The sequence below is a fragment of the Phenylobacterium sp. genome, from assembly GCF_041691455.1.
In the GTDB taxonomy this organism is placed as follows: domain Bacteria; phylum Pseudomonadota; class Alphaproteobacteria; order Caulobacterales; family Caulobacteraceae; genus Phenylobacterium.
The window spans coordinates 328,496-343,024 of sequence record NZ_JBEPUO010000001.1 but is presented as its reverse complement, the minus strand read 5'-3'; the positions used below and the strand labels follow the sequence as shown (position 1 = coordinate 343,024).

17 protein-coding genes and 1 tRNA gene are annotated in these 14,529 nt (G+C 70.7%); 10 read left to right on the top strand and 8 right to left on the bottom strand.

Annotated elements, in window-relative coordinates; all coding sequences use genetic code 11:
* Positions 1-12 precede the first annotated feature (12 nt).
* Entirely contained in the window at positions 13-1,785 is a 1,773-nt protein-coding gene (locus ACESMY_RS01830) for a hypothetical protein (protein ID WP_372781580.1), read from the top strand.
* Positions 1,786-1,864: 79 nt separating this feature from the next.
* Positions 1,865-2,407 (top strand): hypothetical protein, encoded by a 543-nt coding sequence (locus ACESMY_RS01825; RefSeq protein ID WP_372781578.1) that lies wholly within the window; start codon positions 1,865-1,867, stop codon positions 2,405-2,407.
* Positions 2,408-2,454: 47 nt separating this feature from the next.
* Here the strand turns inward: ACESMY_RS01825 and ACESMY_RS01820 are convergent, their stop codons facing one another.
* On the bottom strand, positions 2,455-2,850 hold the full coding sequence (locus ACESMY_RS01820) for a hypothetical protein (RefSeq protein WP_372781576.1): 396 nt from the start codon (positions 2,848-2,850) through the stop codon (positions 2,455-2,457).
* A gap of 2 nt (positions 2,851-2,852) precedes the next feature.
* Positions 2,853-3,962 (bottom strand): hypothetical protein, encoded by a 1,110-nt coding sequence (locus ACESMY_RS01815; protein ID WP_372781574.1) that lies wholly within the window; start codon positions 3,960-3,962, stop codon positions 2,853-2,855.
* A 468-nt stretch (positions 3,963-4,430) separates the two neighbouring features.
* Here ACESMY_RS01815 and ACESMY_RS01810 point away from each other — a divergent pair, with 468 nt between their 5' ends.
* Both ACESMY_RS01810 and ACESMY_RS01805 read left to right on the top strand, forming a co-directional pair.
* Complete coding sequence (locus tag ACESMY_RS01810; protein ID WP_372781572.1) at positions 4,431-5,111, top strand: hypothetical protein; 681 nt, start codon at positions 4,431-4,433, stop codon at positions 5,109-5,111.
* A 197-nt stretch (positions 5,112-5,308) separates the two neighbouring features.
* Positions 5,309-5,809, top strand: coding sequence for a hypothetical protein (locus ACESMY_RS01805; protein WP_372781570.1), 501 nt, complete (start codon positions 5,309-5,311; stop codon positions 5,807-5,809).
* 253 nt (positions 5,810-6,062) lie between these two features.
* On the opposite strand, the gene ACESMY_RS01800 is transcribed toward ACESMY_RS01805, so the two are convergent.
* The 4 genes from ACESMY_RS01800 to ACESMY_RS01785 form a co-directional block, all read right to left on the bottom strand.
* Positions 6,063-6,138: transfer RNA gene (locus tag ACESMY_RS01800), tRNA-Thr, on the bottom strand.
* A 50-nt stretch (positions 6,139-6,188) separates the two neighbouring features.
* Positions 6,189-7,715, bottom strand: a complete 1,527-nt coding sequence (locus ACESMY_RS01795; protein ID WP_372781568.1) for a heme biosynthesis protein HemY — start codon at positions 7,713-7,715, stop codon at positions 6,189-6,191.
* Positions 7,712-8,578, bottom strand: a complete 867-nt coding sequence (locus ACESMY_RS01790) for a COG4223 family protein (protein ID WP_372781566.1) — start codon at positions 8,576-8,578, stop codon at positions 7,712-7,714. Before ACESMY_RS01790 ends, ACESMY_RS01795 begins: the two co-directional genes overlap by 4 nt.
* Positions 8,575-9,279: a uroporphyrinogen-III synthase gene (locus ACESMY_RS01785; RefSeq protein WP_372781564.1), complete on the bottom strand. Its 705-nt coding sequence runs from the start codon at positions 9,277-9,279 to the stop codon at positions 8,575-8,577. Before ACESMY_RS01785 ends, ACESMY_RS01790 begins: the two co-directional genes overlap by 4 nt.
* 86 nt (positions 9,280-9,365) lie before the next feature.
* Here ACESMY_RS01785 and ACESMY_RS01780 point away from each other — a divergent pair, with 86 nt between their 5' ends.
* Both ACESMY_RS01780 and ACESMY_RS01775 read left to right on the top strand, forming a co-directional pair.
* Entirely contained in the window at positions 9,366-9,851 is a 486-nt protein-coding gene (locus ACESMY_RS01780) for a DUF3828 domain-containing protein (RefSeq protein ID WP_372781562.1), read from the top strand.
* A complete protein-coding gene (locus ACESMY_RS01775; protein ID WP_372781560.1) occupies positions 9,841-10,002 on the top strand; it encodes a hypothetical protein in 162 nt (53 codons plus the stop codon). The genes ACESMY_RS01780 and ACESMY_RS01775 overlap by 11 nt, the downstream gene beginning before the upstream one ends.
* Here the strand turns inward: ACESMY_RS01775 and hemC are convergent.
* Positions 9,999-10,943, bottom strand: a complete 945-nt coding sequence (hemC, locus tag ACESMY_RS01770; RefSeq protein WP_372781558.1) for a hydroxymethylbilane synthase — start codon at positions 10,941-10,943, stop codon at positions 9,999-10,001. The genes ACESMY_RS01775 and hemC overlap by 4 nt on opposite strands.
* A 118-nt stretch (positions 10,944-11,061) precedes the next feature.
* Between hemC and tsaD the strand changes: the two genes are divergently transcribed.
* The 4 genes from tsaD to ACESMY_RS01750 are packed head-to-tail and all read left to right on the top strand — an operon-like array spanning position 11,062 to position 13,777.
* A complete protein-coding gene (gene tsaD / locus ACESMY_RS01765; protein WP_372782278.1) occupies positions 11,062-12,156 on the top strand; it encodes a tRNA (adenosine(37)-N6)-threonylcarbamoyltransferase complex transferase subunit TsaD in 1,095 nt (364 codons plus the stop codon).
* The gene (locus ACESMY_RS01760; RefSeq protein WP_372781556.1) at positions 12,153-13,139 is read left to right on the top strand and encodes an NAD(P)H-dependent glycerol-3-phosphate dehydrogenase; all 987 of its coding nucleotides are present in this window, start codon (positions 12,153-12,155) and stop codon (positions 13,137-13,139) included. The genes tsaD and ACESMY_RS01760 overlap by 4 nt, the downstream gene beginning before the upstream one ends.
* A gap of 4 nt (positions 13,140-13,143) precedes the next feature.
* The gene (locus tag ACESMY_RS01755) at positions 13,144-13,428 is read left to right on the top strand and encodes a YciI family protein (RefSeq protein ID WP_372781554.1); all 285 of its coding nucleotides are present in this window, start codon (positions 13,144-13,146) and stop codon (positions 13,426-13,428) included.
* Complete coding sequence (locus ACESMY_RS01750) at positions 13,415-13,777, top strand: Rieske (2Fe-2S) protein (RefSeq protein ID WP_372781552.1); 363 nt, start codon at positions 13,415-13,417, stop codon at positions 13,775-13,777. Before ACESMY_RS01755 ends, ACESMY_RS01750 begins: the two co-directional genes overlap by 14 nt.
* On the opposite strand, the gene ACESMY_RS01745 is transcribed toward ACESMY_RS01750, so the two are convergent.
* On the bottom strand, positions 13,778-14,527 hold the full coding sequence (locus ACESMY_RS01745) for a creatininase family protein (RefSeq protein ID WP_372781550.1): 750 nt from the start codon (positions 14,525-14,527) through the stop codon (positions 13,778-13,780).
* Positions 14,528-14,529: the final 2 nt, after the last annotated feature.

Genomic DNA, 14,529 nt, shown 5'->3' with positions numbered 1-14,529 from the left:
CTCCAGTTCCGCATGAACGCGCGCCCGCTTGAGGACCAGACCTCGATGACCGGCGAAGCTTCGCCGTCGCGAACCCCGCGCGCCAAAACCAGCCAGAAGGCGGCGCCCGGCCCCGCGCCGGCCCGCCTGAGATTCATCCAGGTCGCCTTCGCCGGGCACAACCGGCCCGAGGATCTCGGCGATCCGGCCTGCGTCTCCGCGGAGCTGGAGACAGCCTTCGCCATGCTCGCCCAGGCCGGGGTCGCCGAGGCGCGGCTGATCACCGGACTGGCCCCCGGCGCGGACCTGCTGGCCGCCGAGGCCTGGACCGCCGCGGGGCTGGGACCCGTACACGGCGTCTTCCCGTTCCTCGACGACACGGTCGAGGCCCAGACGGCGCGGCTGATGGAGGCCGGGACCTGGCTCGACGGACAGGCGACGGAGGCGCTCGGGCGCAGCGCCTACCTCGCCCAGACGCGATGGCTGATCGTGGCCGCGGATCTGCTGGTGGTGGTCTGGACGGGCGAACATGCGCGCGGCGCCGGCGGAACGGCGGACGCGGTGCGGCTGGCGCTGGAGCACGCGGTCCCGGTCCTGTGGATCAAGCCCGGCGAGCCCGAAGCGCTGCGGGTGATCCGGCCCGAGCACCTGGATGAGGATTTCGGATTCCTGGAATTCCTGGAGCAGCTGGGCGTCGGCCATGGGCCGCTGGTGCGCAGCGCGACGCCCGCGGCGATCCACGAGGCGCTGCGGGACCTGGTCCTGAAGCCCGAGCCGCCGCGGGACTCCAGCGCCCGGCCGCCGGCCAAGCCGGGGATTTTCCGCCATTGGCGCGCCTATGCCGTGTTCCGTCGGGCGTTGGGCGGCACAGCGGCCGCGTTCGATGCGGTGGCGACGCCGGCGGACCTGCGCGCCGAGCCCGGCTTCGCGCGCCTGAGCGAGGCGCACGCGGCGGCCGACGGCGATGCGAGCCACCTGGGCGCCGTGCACCGCTCGCATCAGGTCATCCTGCTCGCCGTGGCCATCCTGGCGACCATAGCCGGCACCATCTCCGGGCTCTGGCCGCAGACGGAGCTGGTGATGGTGCTGATCGAACTGGCGCTGGCGCTCGGCGCCTTCCTCGTCTGGCGGGGGGCCGAGCGCGGCCGGCGGCATCATCTGTGGGGCGAGAGCCGGCGGCTGGCCGAGGACCTGCGGCTGGAGCGGGTGGCCTGGACGCTGGGCGTCAACACCGCCCAGCACGGGGCGGGCCTGCTGGCCAGCAGCTCACAGGCCAGGCGCATCCGGCTCGAGGCCGGCCTGCCCCGGGGGGCCTTCGGGCCCGAGCGCGTGCGGGCCTGGGGCGGCTGGGCCGTCGACGAGCTGATCGCGGGCCAGGCGGCCTATCACCGGGGCCAGTCGCTGATCAACGGCCGGGTCTCCCACCGCATCCATCAGGTCGAAACCGTCAGCTTCGTCGTCCTGATGGTGATCCTGGTGTCCTATGTCGCGACCACCATCGGCATGGCGGTGCTCGGGCATGAAGGGCCGCACTGGCTGGCCGGCCTGGTCGGGGTGGCGGGCGCAATCGTGCCGGCGATCGGCGCGACCTCGCTGGCGCTGGAGGCCTCGCTGTCGCTGGGCGAACAGGCCGAGCGCGGCCGGGTCCTCGCCCAGCGCCTGGAGGCGATCGTCGCCGATCTCGGCCCGGCCACCAACCTGGAGGCCCACCAGGCCGCCGCGAAAGCCGCGATCCGCCTGCAGCGGGCGCAGGAGAACCATTGGACGGAAGGCGCCGAGCGGCGGCGTCTTATCAGGGGTAACTGACCGGGCGGCGAGGCGCTCAGGCGCTTTCACCGCCGCGGCCGGCATGCAATTCTAGTCACGCTTTATTGGGAGGTTTCGGATGAACGCACGCTTAGCCTACGCAACAGGCGCTCTCCTGCTGCTCGGCGCCTGTGCGAGCCCGGGCGGCCCGACGTCGCCGGCCCCGGCCTCGACAGCGGCGGCCGCCGCGTCGGCCGCCTTCCGCCCGGCCGATTTCGCCTGGTCCCAGGCGCCCGGCAAGGGCGGCATCGACGGCCAGCTCACCTATGGCGCGGCCGGCCAAGCCTTTACCTGCGCCGGATCCCCGGTCGTGCTCACGCCCGAGACCCCGTGGGTCAAGCGCCGGATGACGATCCTCTACAACTCCGACCAGGCCGCGGCTCTGCCGGCGGCCGAGGTGCGCGGCCGCACCCCGCCGGAGCGCAGCCAGGACTATTCGGCCTTCGTGCGGCGCGCGACCTGCGATCCGCAGAGCCACTTCACCTTCGCGGGGCTTCCGGACGGCGCCTGGTTCGTGATCACGGTGGCCAAGCCGGTGACCCCGGGCGCGCCCGGCCGCGACGTGGCGATCATGCGCCGCGTGGTGCTGAAGAACGGCCAGACGGCGAAGGTGAAGCTGTAGGATCCCGCGCCCGATCAGCTCCGATCGGGACGTGTTGGCGCAGTCCCTCAGCCGGCCGGCGCCGCGGCCTTGCAGTAGACGTAGCCTTCGAGCTCGTACCCGGTCGACACGCGGCTCGAAATGCCCGCCTGGCCCTGAATATAAGAGGCGGGGCTCATGATTTCCTTGCGCTCGGACCGGAAGACGATGCGCTTGGCCACGCCGCCAGGACACAGTTCCTCGGCCCGGCGGTCCCAAAAGCCGCGCGCGTCGGCCAGGGGAGACCGGGGCGGCAGGGCCACCAGGACCGTGTGACCTCCGTCCGGATTGGCGCGGTCCTTGTAGCCATAGCGCACGGTCTCCCCGATGGGACCGTAGGCGATCGGCTCAGGCGTGGCGCAGGCTTGAAGGCCGAGGAGCGTTCCCGAGACGAGCAACGCGACGGCGACCGGCTTGAGGCGCAAGCCTATTTGCCCTTGGCCTGATGCTTCAGGCCGTTGACGTAGGTTTCCGTGGCCTTGCCGACCGCCACCGCGTTTCCATAGGTGGCAGGGGTGACGACATTGGCGGCCGATGAGACGTATGAACCGGCCTGAGGCCCGACGCCCACGCGGCGAACGGTGCGATCGTCCGAGGTGGTTTCGAGCAACTCGTCGGTTCCCTCCAGGGACGGGATCGCGGTGCGGTTGACGTCCAGGATCACGTACTTGGCGATGAAGATGTGAGCCTTCTCGATCTCCTGCTTCAGGGGCTCGCCGTGGTTCTTGAGCCATTCGCGGGTCAGGAAGACGGAGGTCTCGCCGCCGGTCAGCTTGTCATCCTGGGCCAGCTCGACGTCGTGCATCATGGCCTTGTATTCGCCCGTGCCCTCAGCCGGCAGGGCGCCGCTTTCGTTGCGCATGCTGTCCCGGACCGAGGCGGCGAGCCGCTCCTTCAGTTCCGGCGTGAGGACCGGCACCGGCAGGGGCGTGGAATAGTAGGTGAAGACGTTGCGGTAGAGGGGCCCCGTGCTTTCGCTGGCCGGGGCCTGCTTCTTGAAGGTGTAGGGCGTCTTGTAAGGGATCGCGGCGTTCTTGTAGGTCACCGTCGAGACCACCCGCAGGACGCTGGAATCCTCCGACAGAGTGTAGGTGGTCGCGATCTCCAGCGTGTCGTCGAGGTCGCCCGGCGTCAGCAACTTCTGGGTGACGACGACGTCGCTGAAGGTGACCGCCCGATCATGCGGCGCTTCGGAGAGCGCCTTGAACTTGGCGGCGAGCGACTCGTTCAACCGCTCCGGCGTGACCACTTCGGCGATCTCGGTGGCCTGCCGGCTGGCGCGATGGGAGGGCGCGGCGTTGACGATCGCGCTGACGATCACCCCGGCGAGCACACCCGCCAGGCCCGCGCCGGCGCCGTTGACGTCGGTGTAGTACCAGCTCTTGCCCACGCCGCCCTGATCGCCGGTGATGCTGGCCCGGGTCGGCCCAAGGGCCTCGATATTGGCCTGGGACAAGGGCCTGGCGGCCGGCACGGGCTCAACCGTCGCGCAGGCGGCCAAGCCAAAGCAAAGCGAAAGCACAATGGATGCGCGCACCAGAACCCCCCCCCCCATGTTCGGCCCTTTCCCCGGGGCCTTAAGGCTCAGCTTCCCAGGGCCTGGGAGAATGTCAATTCCGCACGCGCACCAATTCAAATTCAGGCCTGAGACGATGATGATCGGAAAATCTATGTTCGCCGAACAGTGGAATGTCGATTAATGGGGTCGCCGGGCCGCTGACTGCATGACAGGCCTAGGCTGCCACAAGGTGGGGGTTCAGCCTGGTCAGGCCACCTTCTCTTTGGCCTTCTCTTTGGCCTTCCCATCGGCCGGCCACGTAGAGGCCGAGCCCAGCCTGGGCATCTGTCTGAGCGCTGAAGCCTGTCATCATGGCAACTTATTGGAGAATCGGTTCGCAAAGCCTCCCACCCAGGATTTGATTTCCCATTTCATGGCAATTGACATTTGCCGAGGTTTCCATGCATTATACACGCTATCTCCAGCGATAAATCCAAAGAGAATCAAATGACGAATGTGAGCGCCCCTCTAAAAGTCAAAATCAGAAACTTTCTTCGGCGAACCGCCATCAAGGAATTGGAGAAGCAGGGTCATCAGGTCGAGCGTATCCCGCGCGCCGGTAAGGGAAGCCTTCGGAAGATTACGAAGGACGGTGTTTCCCAGACGGTCACGATCCGCACGTCTCAGGACACGTGGATCGCGTTCCCCCGCAACGCCAACGACACCGGTTGGTCCACCCTGGAAGATGCCGATCTGGTCCTGGCCGCGTCGCTCGACGAAAAGGGAGGGCGCTACGCTAATTTCCACCTAATGGATGCGGATGACATTCGCGCTCGCTTTGATAGGGCGCGCGCCGCCCGCTTGAGGGCCAACCACGTCATGCCCGCCGAACGTGGCATCTGGATTTCGCTATACAATCAGGAGGCCGACGAGCCGGTATCGATGGTTGGGGCCGGTGCCGGCCTCAAATACCCGGCATTCGCGAAGAACATCCCCGTCCTTCTGGACCACCAGATGGATTCCGTAGCGACCGAAGGTGACGGCGAGGACGAACCGCCGGTGCCCCCGCCCGCCCTAGCGCCCAGCGCGCCGGATGACGGCCCCTTGACCATCCCCGAGGCTAAGCGCCGCTTGGCACTAGCTTTCGGAGTGGACCCGGGCGCGATCAAGATCATCGTTGAAGGCTAACCGGTGGCCGATGGCGATTTGGGGCTGAGCCAATAGACAAAGAAGGGGCAGGGCGGGGCATGCAAATATAGTTGTTGGACGCTAGGTCGGTCGCACGACGCTTGGCCATGCTTGATGCGATCTATTACAAACCTCTGTCAAAGTGAGAGGTCTCACGAACCCGCGCCGGGTTGCCCCCTTTTCGTCGAGCAACATCAATGGTTGAAGTCGATGCCTACCCGTGGGCCGGCACCCTCGACGATCTCAACCCTCACGATCGACTTTCGGTCACTCAGCTTGTGTTCGATGGTGGCGCGATCCTGGGCACGGCGGATCAAATCGCTGCTCGGCTGAAGAACGCGCGGATACTCGTATTGCTGCATGAAGAAGGGACCGGCCGCATAGTTGGCGTCGCGGCGCTGAAGAACCCAGATCGTGGGTATCGGCTGAACAAATTCGCCGGCGCTGGGATCGAGATCACCGGCTACGAAGACGCGCCCGAACTGGGGTATGTTGTTGTCGCCAAAGACATGCGCGGTAAGCACCTCTCCGGCCGCCTTGTCGACCTGATCACCGGGGAGATTCGCGAACCTACTTTCGCCACAACTGACAGCGAAATCATGAAGAACAACCTGTCGAGATCGGGATTCAGCATGGTGGGGCGGGAATGGCTGGGCCAAAAGGGCGCATTGTCGCTTTGGATACTGACTCCTGGCTGAGGCGGGGACGACGTACGTCTCAGCAGCCGATCTGGCCGCCGGCTCCCCGCTCTCGAAATCGCAGACGAGACGCCTAACTTCCGGAAGCGACGCCCGAGATCAAGCGAGCTGGCCCTACCGAGCTTCCGCTATCCACCCCTAGTAGAGTGTTTGCATCCGGTAATCCGTCCCTTCTGGAAGGCATACCCAGCTTGGGCCGGTGCGGCGACCGAGCTATCGCGCCTCTCGCCCGGGAGTTTCCTATTGAAAAGTGTGGTGCCGCCTAGGTGACTCGAACACCTGACCTACGCATTACGAATGCGCCGCTCTACCAGCTGAGCTAAGGCGGCCCAAAGGCCTGTTGGCTGCGGATCGGGAAACCCCGGCCGCGAAGGAGGGCCTATTTAGCGGCTCTAGGCGCGCTCGCCAAGCGGCCACGGCCGGCGCGGCGGCGTGGCGGCGGCGGCTCGTCCTCCACGGTCGCCAGATCGTCCTCGCCATAGCCCTCCTCATCGACCGGATAGGGCGCGGGCCCGAGGCCATCGGCGATGATGAACGGCGCGGAGTCGGCGTAGGCGATCGGCAGTTCCGGCAGCTCGCTCAGGCCCCGCTCGCGGCGTTCGTGGCGCGGGTGGATGAGATCGCCGGTCTCGGCGAAGGTGATCACCAGCCGGGCCCAGTCGGAGACCTGATAGGCGAAGGCGCGGCCTTCGGGATCGAGATCGGACCAGTCCGGCTCCTGCGGCGCGTTCATGCCCTGGGCCAGCCACAGGCGGGCTTCGTCCGGCTGGCCGGAGGCGAAGGCCACGCGGGCGCGCAGGCCGGCGATGCGGGCGGTGACCGGCTCGCCGTCGAGGGAGGCCATCGCCTGGCCGGCCTGGCCGGCGTCGCCGGCGGTCAGCGCACCCTCGACGCCGAGGATGCGGCTCTCGCGGTGGGCGGGGTTCTGGGCGGCCAGCACCATCAGCCGCTGGGCGCGCTCGCGCGGGGTCTCGGCGGTCTTCAGGTCGCGGTAGGCGAGCCACAGCGCCGGGTGCGGCGCGGCCTTCCAGGCGTTCTCCAGGGTCGCCGAGGCGCGGCCGACCTTGCCGTCGGCGGCCAGCAGGCGCGCGGCCATCACCACCCCCGGCGCGAAGCCCGGCTGCAGCTTGGCGGCTTCCACCGCCGCGTCGAGCGCCTGGCCCTGCGAGCGGGGCGCGGTGGCGTGTTCGAGCTGGGCGGCGAGCGCGGCCAGCAGGGCGGCGCGGGCGCGCTCGGCGGTGACCGGCGGGACGATCTTGCGGTCCAGCGCGTTCTTCACCAGCTCCAGCCCCTGGGCCCACTCGGCGTTGTCGAGGCGGGCCTCCAGGAGCGCGCGCCAGGCCCAGCGGGCGCTGCGGGTCTCGCCGAACGCCTCCTGGGCGTGGCGCAGCGCCGTCTCCCGCTCGCCCTGGGCCAGCGCCAGCTGCATCAGGCCCTTGTGGCCGGCCAGCCGCATGTCCGGGAAGCCCAGCATGGCGACGTAGGCGGCCTGGGCGGCGGGCACGTCGCCGGCGGCTTCGGCGGCCTGGGCGGCCAGCACCCGGACCAGGCCCGGGGTCTCGTCGGCGAGTTCGGCGGCCTTCTGGGCCAGGCGCCGCGCCTCGGAGCCGTCGCCGGCCGCGGCGGCGAGGAAGCCACGGGTCAGGGTTTCGTTGGCCTGGCGGCGGCGGTTCTCGGCGCGGATGCGTTCAGTCCGCTTGGGCGCGGCCAGGATCCAGAGCAGCGTCCGCCAGGCGAGCGTCGCGAACAGCGCCGCGAACATCACGATCAGCGCGGCCGCCGAGGCGGTCATGTCGGCCCGCCAGCCCAGCCAGACGATGCTGGCGTGGCCCGCGTCGCCGGTCAGGGCGAGGATGGCCACGGCCACCGCCGCGACGATCAGGACGACGAGGCCGGCTCGGATCATGCGCCGCCTCGCGCCTCGAGGGCCAGGGCTTGCAGGGTGCGGGCGCGCAGCGCCTGGGCGTTGCGGTCGATCTCGGCGCGCCGCTCGGCCCGGCCTCGCCAGGGCGCGAGCGCGTCGCGGGCCCCGGCCGGCAGCCGGTCGAGGGTGCGCAGCGCCCGGTCGAGGTCGCCATCCTCCACCTGCCGCTCAGCGCGGGCGAGCAGGGCGTCGACCCCCTCTCCCGGCACATCGCCCACCCGGCGCAGGCTGACGATGCGGGAGAGCTCATAGACGATGCGGTCGCCGAGGCCGGCCTTGTCGCCCGGATCGCGGGCGGCGCTGGCCGCGCGGGCGGCGTAGTCGGGGAAGCTGGCGGCGAGCGCGGTGCGGCTGGGGGCGCCGGCCTGGGCGAGGCGGGCCAGCGATTCGAGCTCCGGCGAGGGCGGGGAGACGGCCCTGAGGCTCGCCAGCTCGTCGGCGAAGGGGCCGGTGCCCTGGGCGGCCTCAACCACGGCGGAGACGGCGAGGGCGGCGGCGGCGGCCTGGGAGGCATGGGCCTGGTGCGATTCCAGCGTCGCCACCCGGGCGCTCAGCCGTTCGACGTCCGGACCGGTCGGCGCCGGGGCCGGCGCGAGCGCCGGCGATGCGGCAGGGATCGGCGCCGGGACTGGCGCTTCGGCGACCGGGGCCGCCTCGGCCGCGGGCCTGGCGGCCGGCCGCTCGAACAGCCGGGGACCGAAGGTGGCGATGCCGACGCCGGCCAGGACGCAAAGCACCGCGAAGGCGATCATCGCCCAGAACGTCGCCCCCAGCAGCGGGCGCGGCCGATAGGCGGCGGGGTCCTTCGGCGCGGTGATATCCGGGGCGTCCGACGTCGGCGTCATGGGTTCCGGTCTATCAGGTTGAGCAGGGCCCCTTCGAGGGGCATCGAGGGGAAGACCTTGGCGGCCAGCGGCACCCGCGCCAGCGGCTTGACGACCGCCTTCGACAGGCCGAGCGCCCGAAGCTTCGGCGCCGGATAGAGCTTCAGCAGGGCGGCCAGGGCCTGAGCGGCGCGTGGCGAATGCAGCAGGGCCGCGTCGGCCTGGATGAGCAGCTTAGCGGCCTCGGCCTCCAGCTTCACCGGGGCGGTCTCGTATAGGATCAGCCGTCGCGCCTCGACCCCGTGCTTTTCGAGCGCGCCGGCCAGGTCGCCGGCCGGTTCGGCCGCGCCGGGGTGCAGAACGGCGCCGCGGAGTTCGGCGCGGCGCAACGCAATGCCTTCGGCGAGCGCGTCGACGTCGCCGTCGGCGGAGAGCACCAGCCGGAAGCCAGCGGCCCTTGCGGCCTGCGCGGTCGCCGCGCCCACCGCGAACACCCGCAGCGAACGCTCCGCGCTGAGGTCGGAGAAGGCCCGCACGCCATTGGCGCTGGTGAAAGCCAACGCCGCGACCCCCAGCAGATCGACCTGCACGTCCTGCAGGGCGCGGACGGCCAGGAGCGGGGCGATGATCGCCTCGTGCCCCAGCGCGCGCACGCGCTCGGCGGTGGAGTCGGCGCCGGGCTGGGCGCGGGTGATCCAGATTCGTTGTCGGCGACGGGCCATGAAGACCTTCTAGCGCAGATAGCGTTAACCTTCCGCAAACCGTAATCGGTATCGCGATGGGGATCGCCCCTCAGGTGGAGGCCGATTTGCGCGCCAGATCCATTGTCCTTGCCGCCGTCCTCGCCTTGGCCCCACCCGCCGCCTCGGCCCAGGATGCGGCGAGCGCCAATGCCTTCGTCCGGAAGCTCTACGCGGCCTATCACGGCGACGGGCCCGACTATGCCGGGCGCCAGGCCAAGACGACCTTCTCACCGGCGTTCCTGCGGCTCATGCGGCGCGCCGCCGCCGACGTCCCCACCGACGAGGTCGGCCCGCTCGACGGCGACCCGATCTGCGACTGCCAGGACTTCGAGATTTCGCGCGTGGACGTGCAGATCGCCGGCGGGACCGGCGGGCGGGCCCGGGCCACCGCGCATTTCCGCAATTTCGGCGAACCGCAGACCGTTCGGCTGGACTTGGTCGCCGTGAAGGGCCACTGGCGCGTCGACGACGTCCATTCGGCGGGCACGCCGAGCTACGTCGCCTATCTACGAGAGAGCCTCAACAACCCGGGGAACCACCATGCCCGATGAAAAGCCGGAGACCCCGATCCAGCGGGCTCTGCGCCTGAAGAAGGAGGCGATCGCCGCGCGGCCGAAGCCGCCGCGTGGCGGCAAGTTCCAGCGCGAACAGGCCGCTGCGGCCCGCTCATCGTCGAAGTCGAAACCCTGGATGTCGCGTTAGATCGAGATCGCGTCGCCGGCTTCGTCGCGCACCGCGATCCCCAGCGACAGGCCGAGGTCGCGGGCCGAGGCTTCCGGATCGGCGAGTTCGGTGAGGTCGGCCTCGCCGGCGTGGCGGAAGCGGGCGCGGCCGTCGGTCGACAGCGCCTCGACGATCAGCTTCAGGTGCGCGCCCTCGAACCAGGCGTGGGCGCCGATGGCGGTCTTGCAGGAGCCTTCGAGGGCGGTGAGCGCCCCGCGTTCGGCCGCCACGGCGACGGTGGTGGGCGCGTGCCGGATCGCCTGCACCCAGGGCGCGTCGCAGTCGCCGACGCGGGTCTCGATGGCGAGCGCGCCCTGGCCAGGGGCCGGCGGGCATTCGACGGGATCGATCAGGCTGCTCGGCAAGTGTTGGAGCCCCAGGCGCTTCAGGCCCGCGAAGGCCAGCAGGATCGCGTCGGCGTCGCCGGCCTGCAGCTTGGCGAGCCGGGTGTCGACATTGCCGCGCAGCATCTGGACATCGAGGTCGGGGCGGCGGTGCAGGGCCTGGGCCTGGCGCCGCAGGCTGGCGGTGCCGAGCACCGCGCCGTGGGCCAGGTCCTCCAGCCGGTCGGCCTTCAGGCTGAGGAACGCGTCGCGCGGGTCCTCGCGCTCGGGGATCGCGGCGATGCAAAGCCCTTCGGGCAGGAGCGCCGGCATGTCCTTCAGCGAATGGACCGCGCAGTCGATGCGGCCGTCGAGCAGGGCCTCCTCGATCTCCTTCGTGAACATGCCCTTGCCGCCGATCTCCAGCAGCCGGCGATCCTGCACCCGGTCGCCGGTGGTGGTGATGACGATCAGCGGGGCGACGGCTTCGACCTCGTCGGGCTTTTCCGGATCGGCCCCGAGCGCGGCGGCGATGCGGCGCTGCATGTGGCCGGCCTGGGCGAGCGACAGCTTGGAGCCGCGGGCGCCGATCCGCACGCGCGTCCAAGGCTCTGGCGCTTTAGGGACCGGCGGTTGCGTGGGCACGGGCGGAGGGCTACCTCGGAGCGGACGTAAGATGCGCCTGCTACAGGAGCGGGCGCCCCCCGGCAACCGGATGACCCCAAGCACTCAGACTGTCCTCGGCCTGGAGACCAGCTGCGACGAGACCGCGGCGGCGGTCGTGCGGCTCAAGCCGGGCGGCGCGGTCGAGGTGCTGTCCTCGGTGATCGCCAGCCAGATCGCCGCGCATGCGCCGTTCGGCGGCGTGGTGCCGGAGATCGCCGCGCGCGCCCATGTCGAGAGCATCGACGCCATCGCGGCGAGCGCATTGGCCGAGGCGGGCGTGGGCTTCGCGGACCTGACCGGCGTGGCGGCCACGGCCGGGCCGGGCCTGGTCGGCGGCGTGATGGTCGGCCTGTCGTTCGGCAAGGCCATCGCGCTGGCCCGTGGCCTGCCGCTGGTGGCGGTGAACCACCTGGAGGGCCACGCGGTCTCCGCCCGGCTGGCGGCCGAGGTCGCCTATCCCTTCCTGCTGCTGCTGGTCTCCGGCGGCCATTGCCAGCTCCTGGCGGTCGACGGCGTGGGCGCCTGCCGCCGCCTGGGTTCGACCATCGACGACGCGGCGGGCGAGGCCTTCGACAAGATCGCCAAGACGCTGGGCCTCCCCTACCCCGGCGGCCCGGCGCTGGAGGCCCTGGCCGAGGCTGGCGATGCGGCGCGGTTCGTGCTGCCGCGCATGCTGCTCGGCCGCAAGGACTGCGACTTCTCGTTCTCAGGCCTGAAGACCGCCGCCGCGCGGATCGCCGAGGGCCTGACCACGGGCGCCGAACGCGCCGACCTGGCCGCCGCCGTCCAGGCCGCCATCGCCGGCCAGCTTGCCGAGCGCAGCGACCGGGCGATGGCCGCCTACGCCGTCGCCCATGAAGGCCGGGGCCTGAGGTTCGTGGTGGCCGGCGGCGTCGCGGCCAACCGAGCCGTGCGCGCGCGGCTGCAGGCGACGGCGGAAGCGCGCGGCTTTTCTTTCACCGCCCCGCCGCTGGCCTATTGCACCGACAACGCCGCGATGATCGCACTCGCCGGCGCGGAGCGGCTGGCGCTCGGGATTTCGGACGGACTCGATGCAGCCGCCCGGCCCCGTTGGCCGTTGGATGAGGCCGCGGCCAGCGCCAACCCGACGCATGCGCCCGGCCGAAAAGGCGCGAAGGCATGACGAAAGCCGGGGTTATCGGCGGCGGGGCCTGGGGAACGGCGCTGGCCCAGGTCTGCGCGCGGGCGGGACTGGAGACGACGCTCTGGGCGCGCGAAGCCGACGTGGTGGCTTCGGTCAACACCAGCCACGAGAACACCAGCTTCCTGCCGGGGATCGACCTCGACCCCTCGATCCGCGCCACCGGAGACTTCGCCGACCTCGCGGCCAGCGACCTCGTCCTGGCGGTCGCGCCTGCCCAGCACCTGCGCGCCACGCTCGCCGCCTTCGCCCCGCATGTGCGCGAGGGCCTGCAGATCCTGCTCTGCGCCAAGGGCGTCGAGCAAGGCTCGCTGAAGCTGATGACCGAGGTGCTGGCCGAGACCATTCCACAGGCCGCGCCGGCCGTCCTCTCGGGGCCCAGCTTCGCCGGCGAGGTGGCCCGCGGCCTGCCGACCGCCGTGACGCTGGCCTGCCCGGACGAGAACTGCGCGCGCGATCTCGCCGAACTGATCGCCACGCCCACCTTCCGGCCCTACTTCGCCACCGACATGATCGGGGCGGAGGCCGGCGGGGCGGTGAAGAACGTGCTGGCCATCGCCTGCGGCATCGTCGAGGGCCGGGGCCTGGGCCGCAGCGCCCACGCCGCCCTGATCACCCGCGGCTTCTCCGAGCTCACCCGGCTGGCCGTGGCGCTCGGCGGCGAGGCCGAGACCGTGGCCGGCCTCTGCGGCCTGGGCGACCTGGTGCTCACCTGCTCCAGCCCGCAGTCGCGCAACATGAGCGTCGGCCTGGCGCTCGGCCGCGGCCAGACGCTCGACGAGGCGCTGGCCGGCAAGCTCTCGGTGGCCGAGGGCGTGGCCTCCGCGCCGGCGGTGCGCCAGCTCGCCCGCAAGCTCGGCGTCGACGTGCCGATCTGCGAGGCCACCGCCGCCATATTGGCCGGCGAGGTCGGCGTCGACGAGGCCATCCGCGGCCTGCTCTCAAGACCGCTTCGCGAGGAATAGCCCCATGCCGCTTTTCGCCCTGATCTGCTTCGACAAGCCCAACGCGCTCGACCTGCGGATGGCGACGCGCGAGGCGCACCTGGCCTATGTCCGCGAGAACCTGGCCATGGTGAAGGTGGCCGGGCCGATGCTCGACGCGGGCGACGGAATGGCCGGCTCGCTGTTCGTGATCGAGGCCGAGACCCGGGACGCGGTCGAGGCCTTCAACGCCGCCGATCCCTACCAGCAGGCCGGTCTCTTCGGGCAGGTCGAGATCCGCGGGTTCCGAGCGACCCTTGGCCAGCTCTAGCGACAACCCCGCCCGCCCGGCGGCGGGCCAGAGGCTCTGCGGGCTCGACGAGCTGTCGGACCCCGGCTCGAAGGGCTTCCGCTTCCGCCTCGACAGCCGCCTCTTCGCGGGCTTCCTGGTGCGCAAGGGCGGCCTGGTGACCGGCTATGTCGACAGCTGCCCGCACGCCGGCTGGCCGTTGGGCGTGTTCGACGACCGCTACCTGACCAAGGCCGGCGACCACATCCTCTGCGCCGGGCACGGCGGCCTCTTCACCCTTGAGGGCGCGGGCGCGACCACGCCCTGCATCGGCCTCAGCCTGACGCCCTGGCCGGTGGCCGTGCGCGACGGCGCGGTGTTCACGGCCTAGCTAGGCCGGGGCGACCTCGGCGCTGAAGGCGGCGACGTCCTCGATCAGGCCGGCCACCGCGGCGGCCACCAGCTCGCCGCCCTTTTCCGGCGTGGCCTGGCCGGGGTCGGAGCCCATGCGGCCGTCGGGATAGCGGGCGCGAAAATCCAGCGCCTCGCGGATCGGTCCGGTCGGGGCGATCTGCGGCGCGTAGTTCGCCGACTTGATGGCGTCGGGATAGGCCCACTGGGTGACCGCGATCTCCGACGGGGTGGCGTGGCTGCCGTGGCCGGTGGGGAACTGGCGGTTGGCGATGCCCAGCACCCCCTTCAGCTCCCACCAGTTCTTCTGCTTGCAGGCGAAGCCGCGGTTGCGCTGGCTGTAGGTGGCCTCGGCGTAGAGCTCGGAGAAGGCCGCGTCGATGGTGGCGACATTGCCGCCGTGGCCGTTCAGGAAATAGAGCTTCTCGAAGCCGGCGAGACCGAGGCTCCGGCACCAGTCGCCGATCGCCGCCATGAAGGTCGAGGGCCGAAGCGCGATGGTGCCGGGGAAACCCAGATGGTGCTGCGCCATGCCGATGTTGAAGGTGGGCGCGACCAGCAGGTCGGAGGTCTTCTGCGCCTCGTGGGCGATGATCTCGGGGCAGAGCCAGTCGGTGCCCAGGAGGCCGGTCGGGCCGTGCTGCTCGTTGGAGCCGATGGGGATCACCACCGTCTTCGAGCGCTTGAGGTAATCCTCGATCTCTTGCCAGGTCGAGAGGTGGAGCAGCATGA

What these genes read in the sequence shown, in the direction of transcription:
- ACESMY_RS01830 (WP_372781580.1), top strand. Translation starts at nt 13, where the DNA reads ATGAACGCGCGCCCGCTTGAGGACCAGACCTCGATGACCGGCGAAGCT.
- ACESMY_RS01825 (WP_372781578.1), top strand. Translation starts at nt 1,865, where the DNA reads ATGAACGCACGCTTAGCCTACGCAACAGGCGCTCTCCTGCTGCTCGGC.
- ACESMY_RS01810 (WP_372781572.1), top strand. Translation starts at nt 4,431, where the DNA reads ATGACGAATGTGAGCGCCCCTCTAAAAGTCAAAATCAGAAACTTTCTT.
- ACESMY_RS01805 (WP_372781570.1), top strand. Translation starts at nt 5,309, where the DNA reads ATGGTTGAAGTCGATGCCTACCCGTGGGCCGGCACCCTCGACGATCTC.
- ACESMY_RS01795 (WP_372781568.1), bottom strand. Translation starts at nt 7,715, where the DNA reads ATGATCCGAGCCGGCCTCGTCGTCCTGATCGTCGCGGCGGTGGCCGTG.
- ACESMY_RS01790 (WP_372781566.1), bottom strand. Translation starts at nt 8,578, where the DNA reads ATGACGCCGACGTCGGACGCCCCGGATATCACCGCGCCGAAGGACCCC.
- ACESMY_RS01785 (WP_372781564.1), bottom strand. Translation starts at nt 9,279, where the DNA reads ATGGCCCGTCGCCGACAACGAATCTGGATCACCCGCGCCCAGCCCGGC.
- ACESMY_RS01775 (WP_372781560.1), top strand. Translation starts at nt 9,841, where the DNA reads ATGCCCGATGAAAAGCCGGAGACCCCGATCCAGCGGGCTCTGCGCCTG.
- tsaD (WP_372782278.1), top strand. Translation starts at nt 11,062, where the DNA reads ATGACCCCAAGCACTCAGACTGTCCTCGGCCTGGAGACCAGCTGCGAC.
- ACESMY_RS01760 (WP_372781556.1), top strand. Translation starts at nt 12,153, where the DNA reads ATGACGAAAGCCGGGGTTATCGGCGGCGGGGCCTGGGGAACGGCGCTG.
- ACESMY_RS01755 (WP_372781554.1), top strand. Translation starts at nt 13,144, where the DNA reads ATGCCGCTTTTCGCCCTGATCTGCTTCGACAAGCCCAACGCGCTCGAC.
- ACESMY_RS01745 (WP_372781550.1), bottom strand. Translation starts at nt 14,527, where the DNA reads ATGCTGCTCCACCTCTCGACCTGGCAAGAGATCGAGGATTACCTCAAG.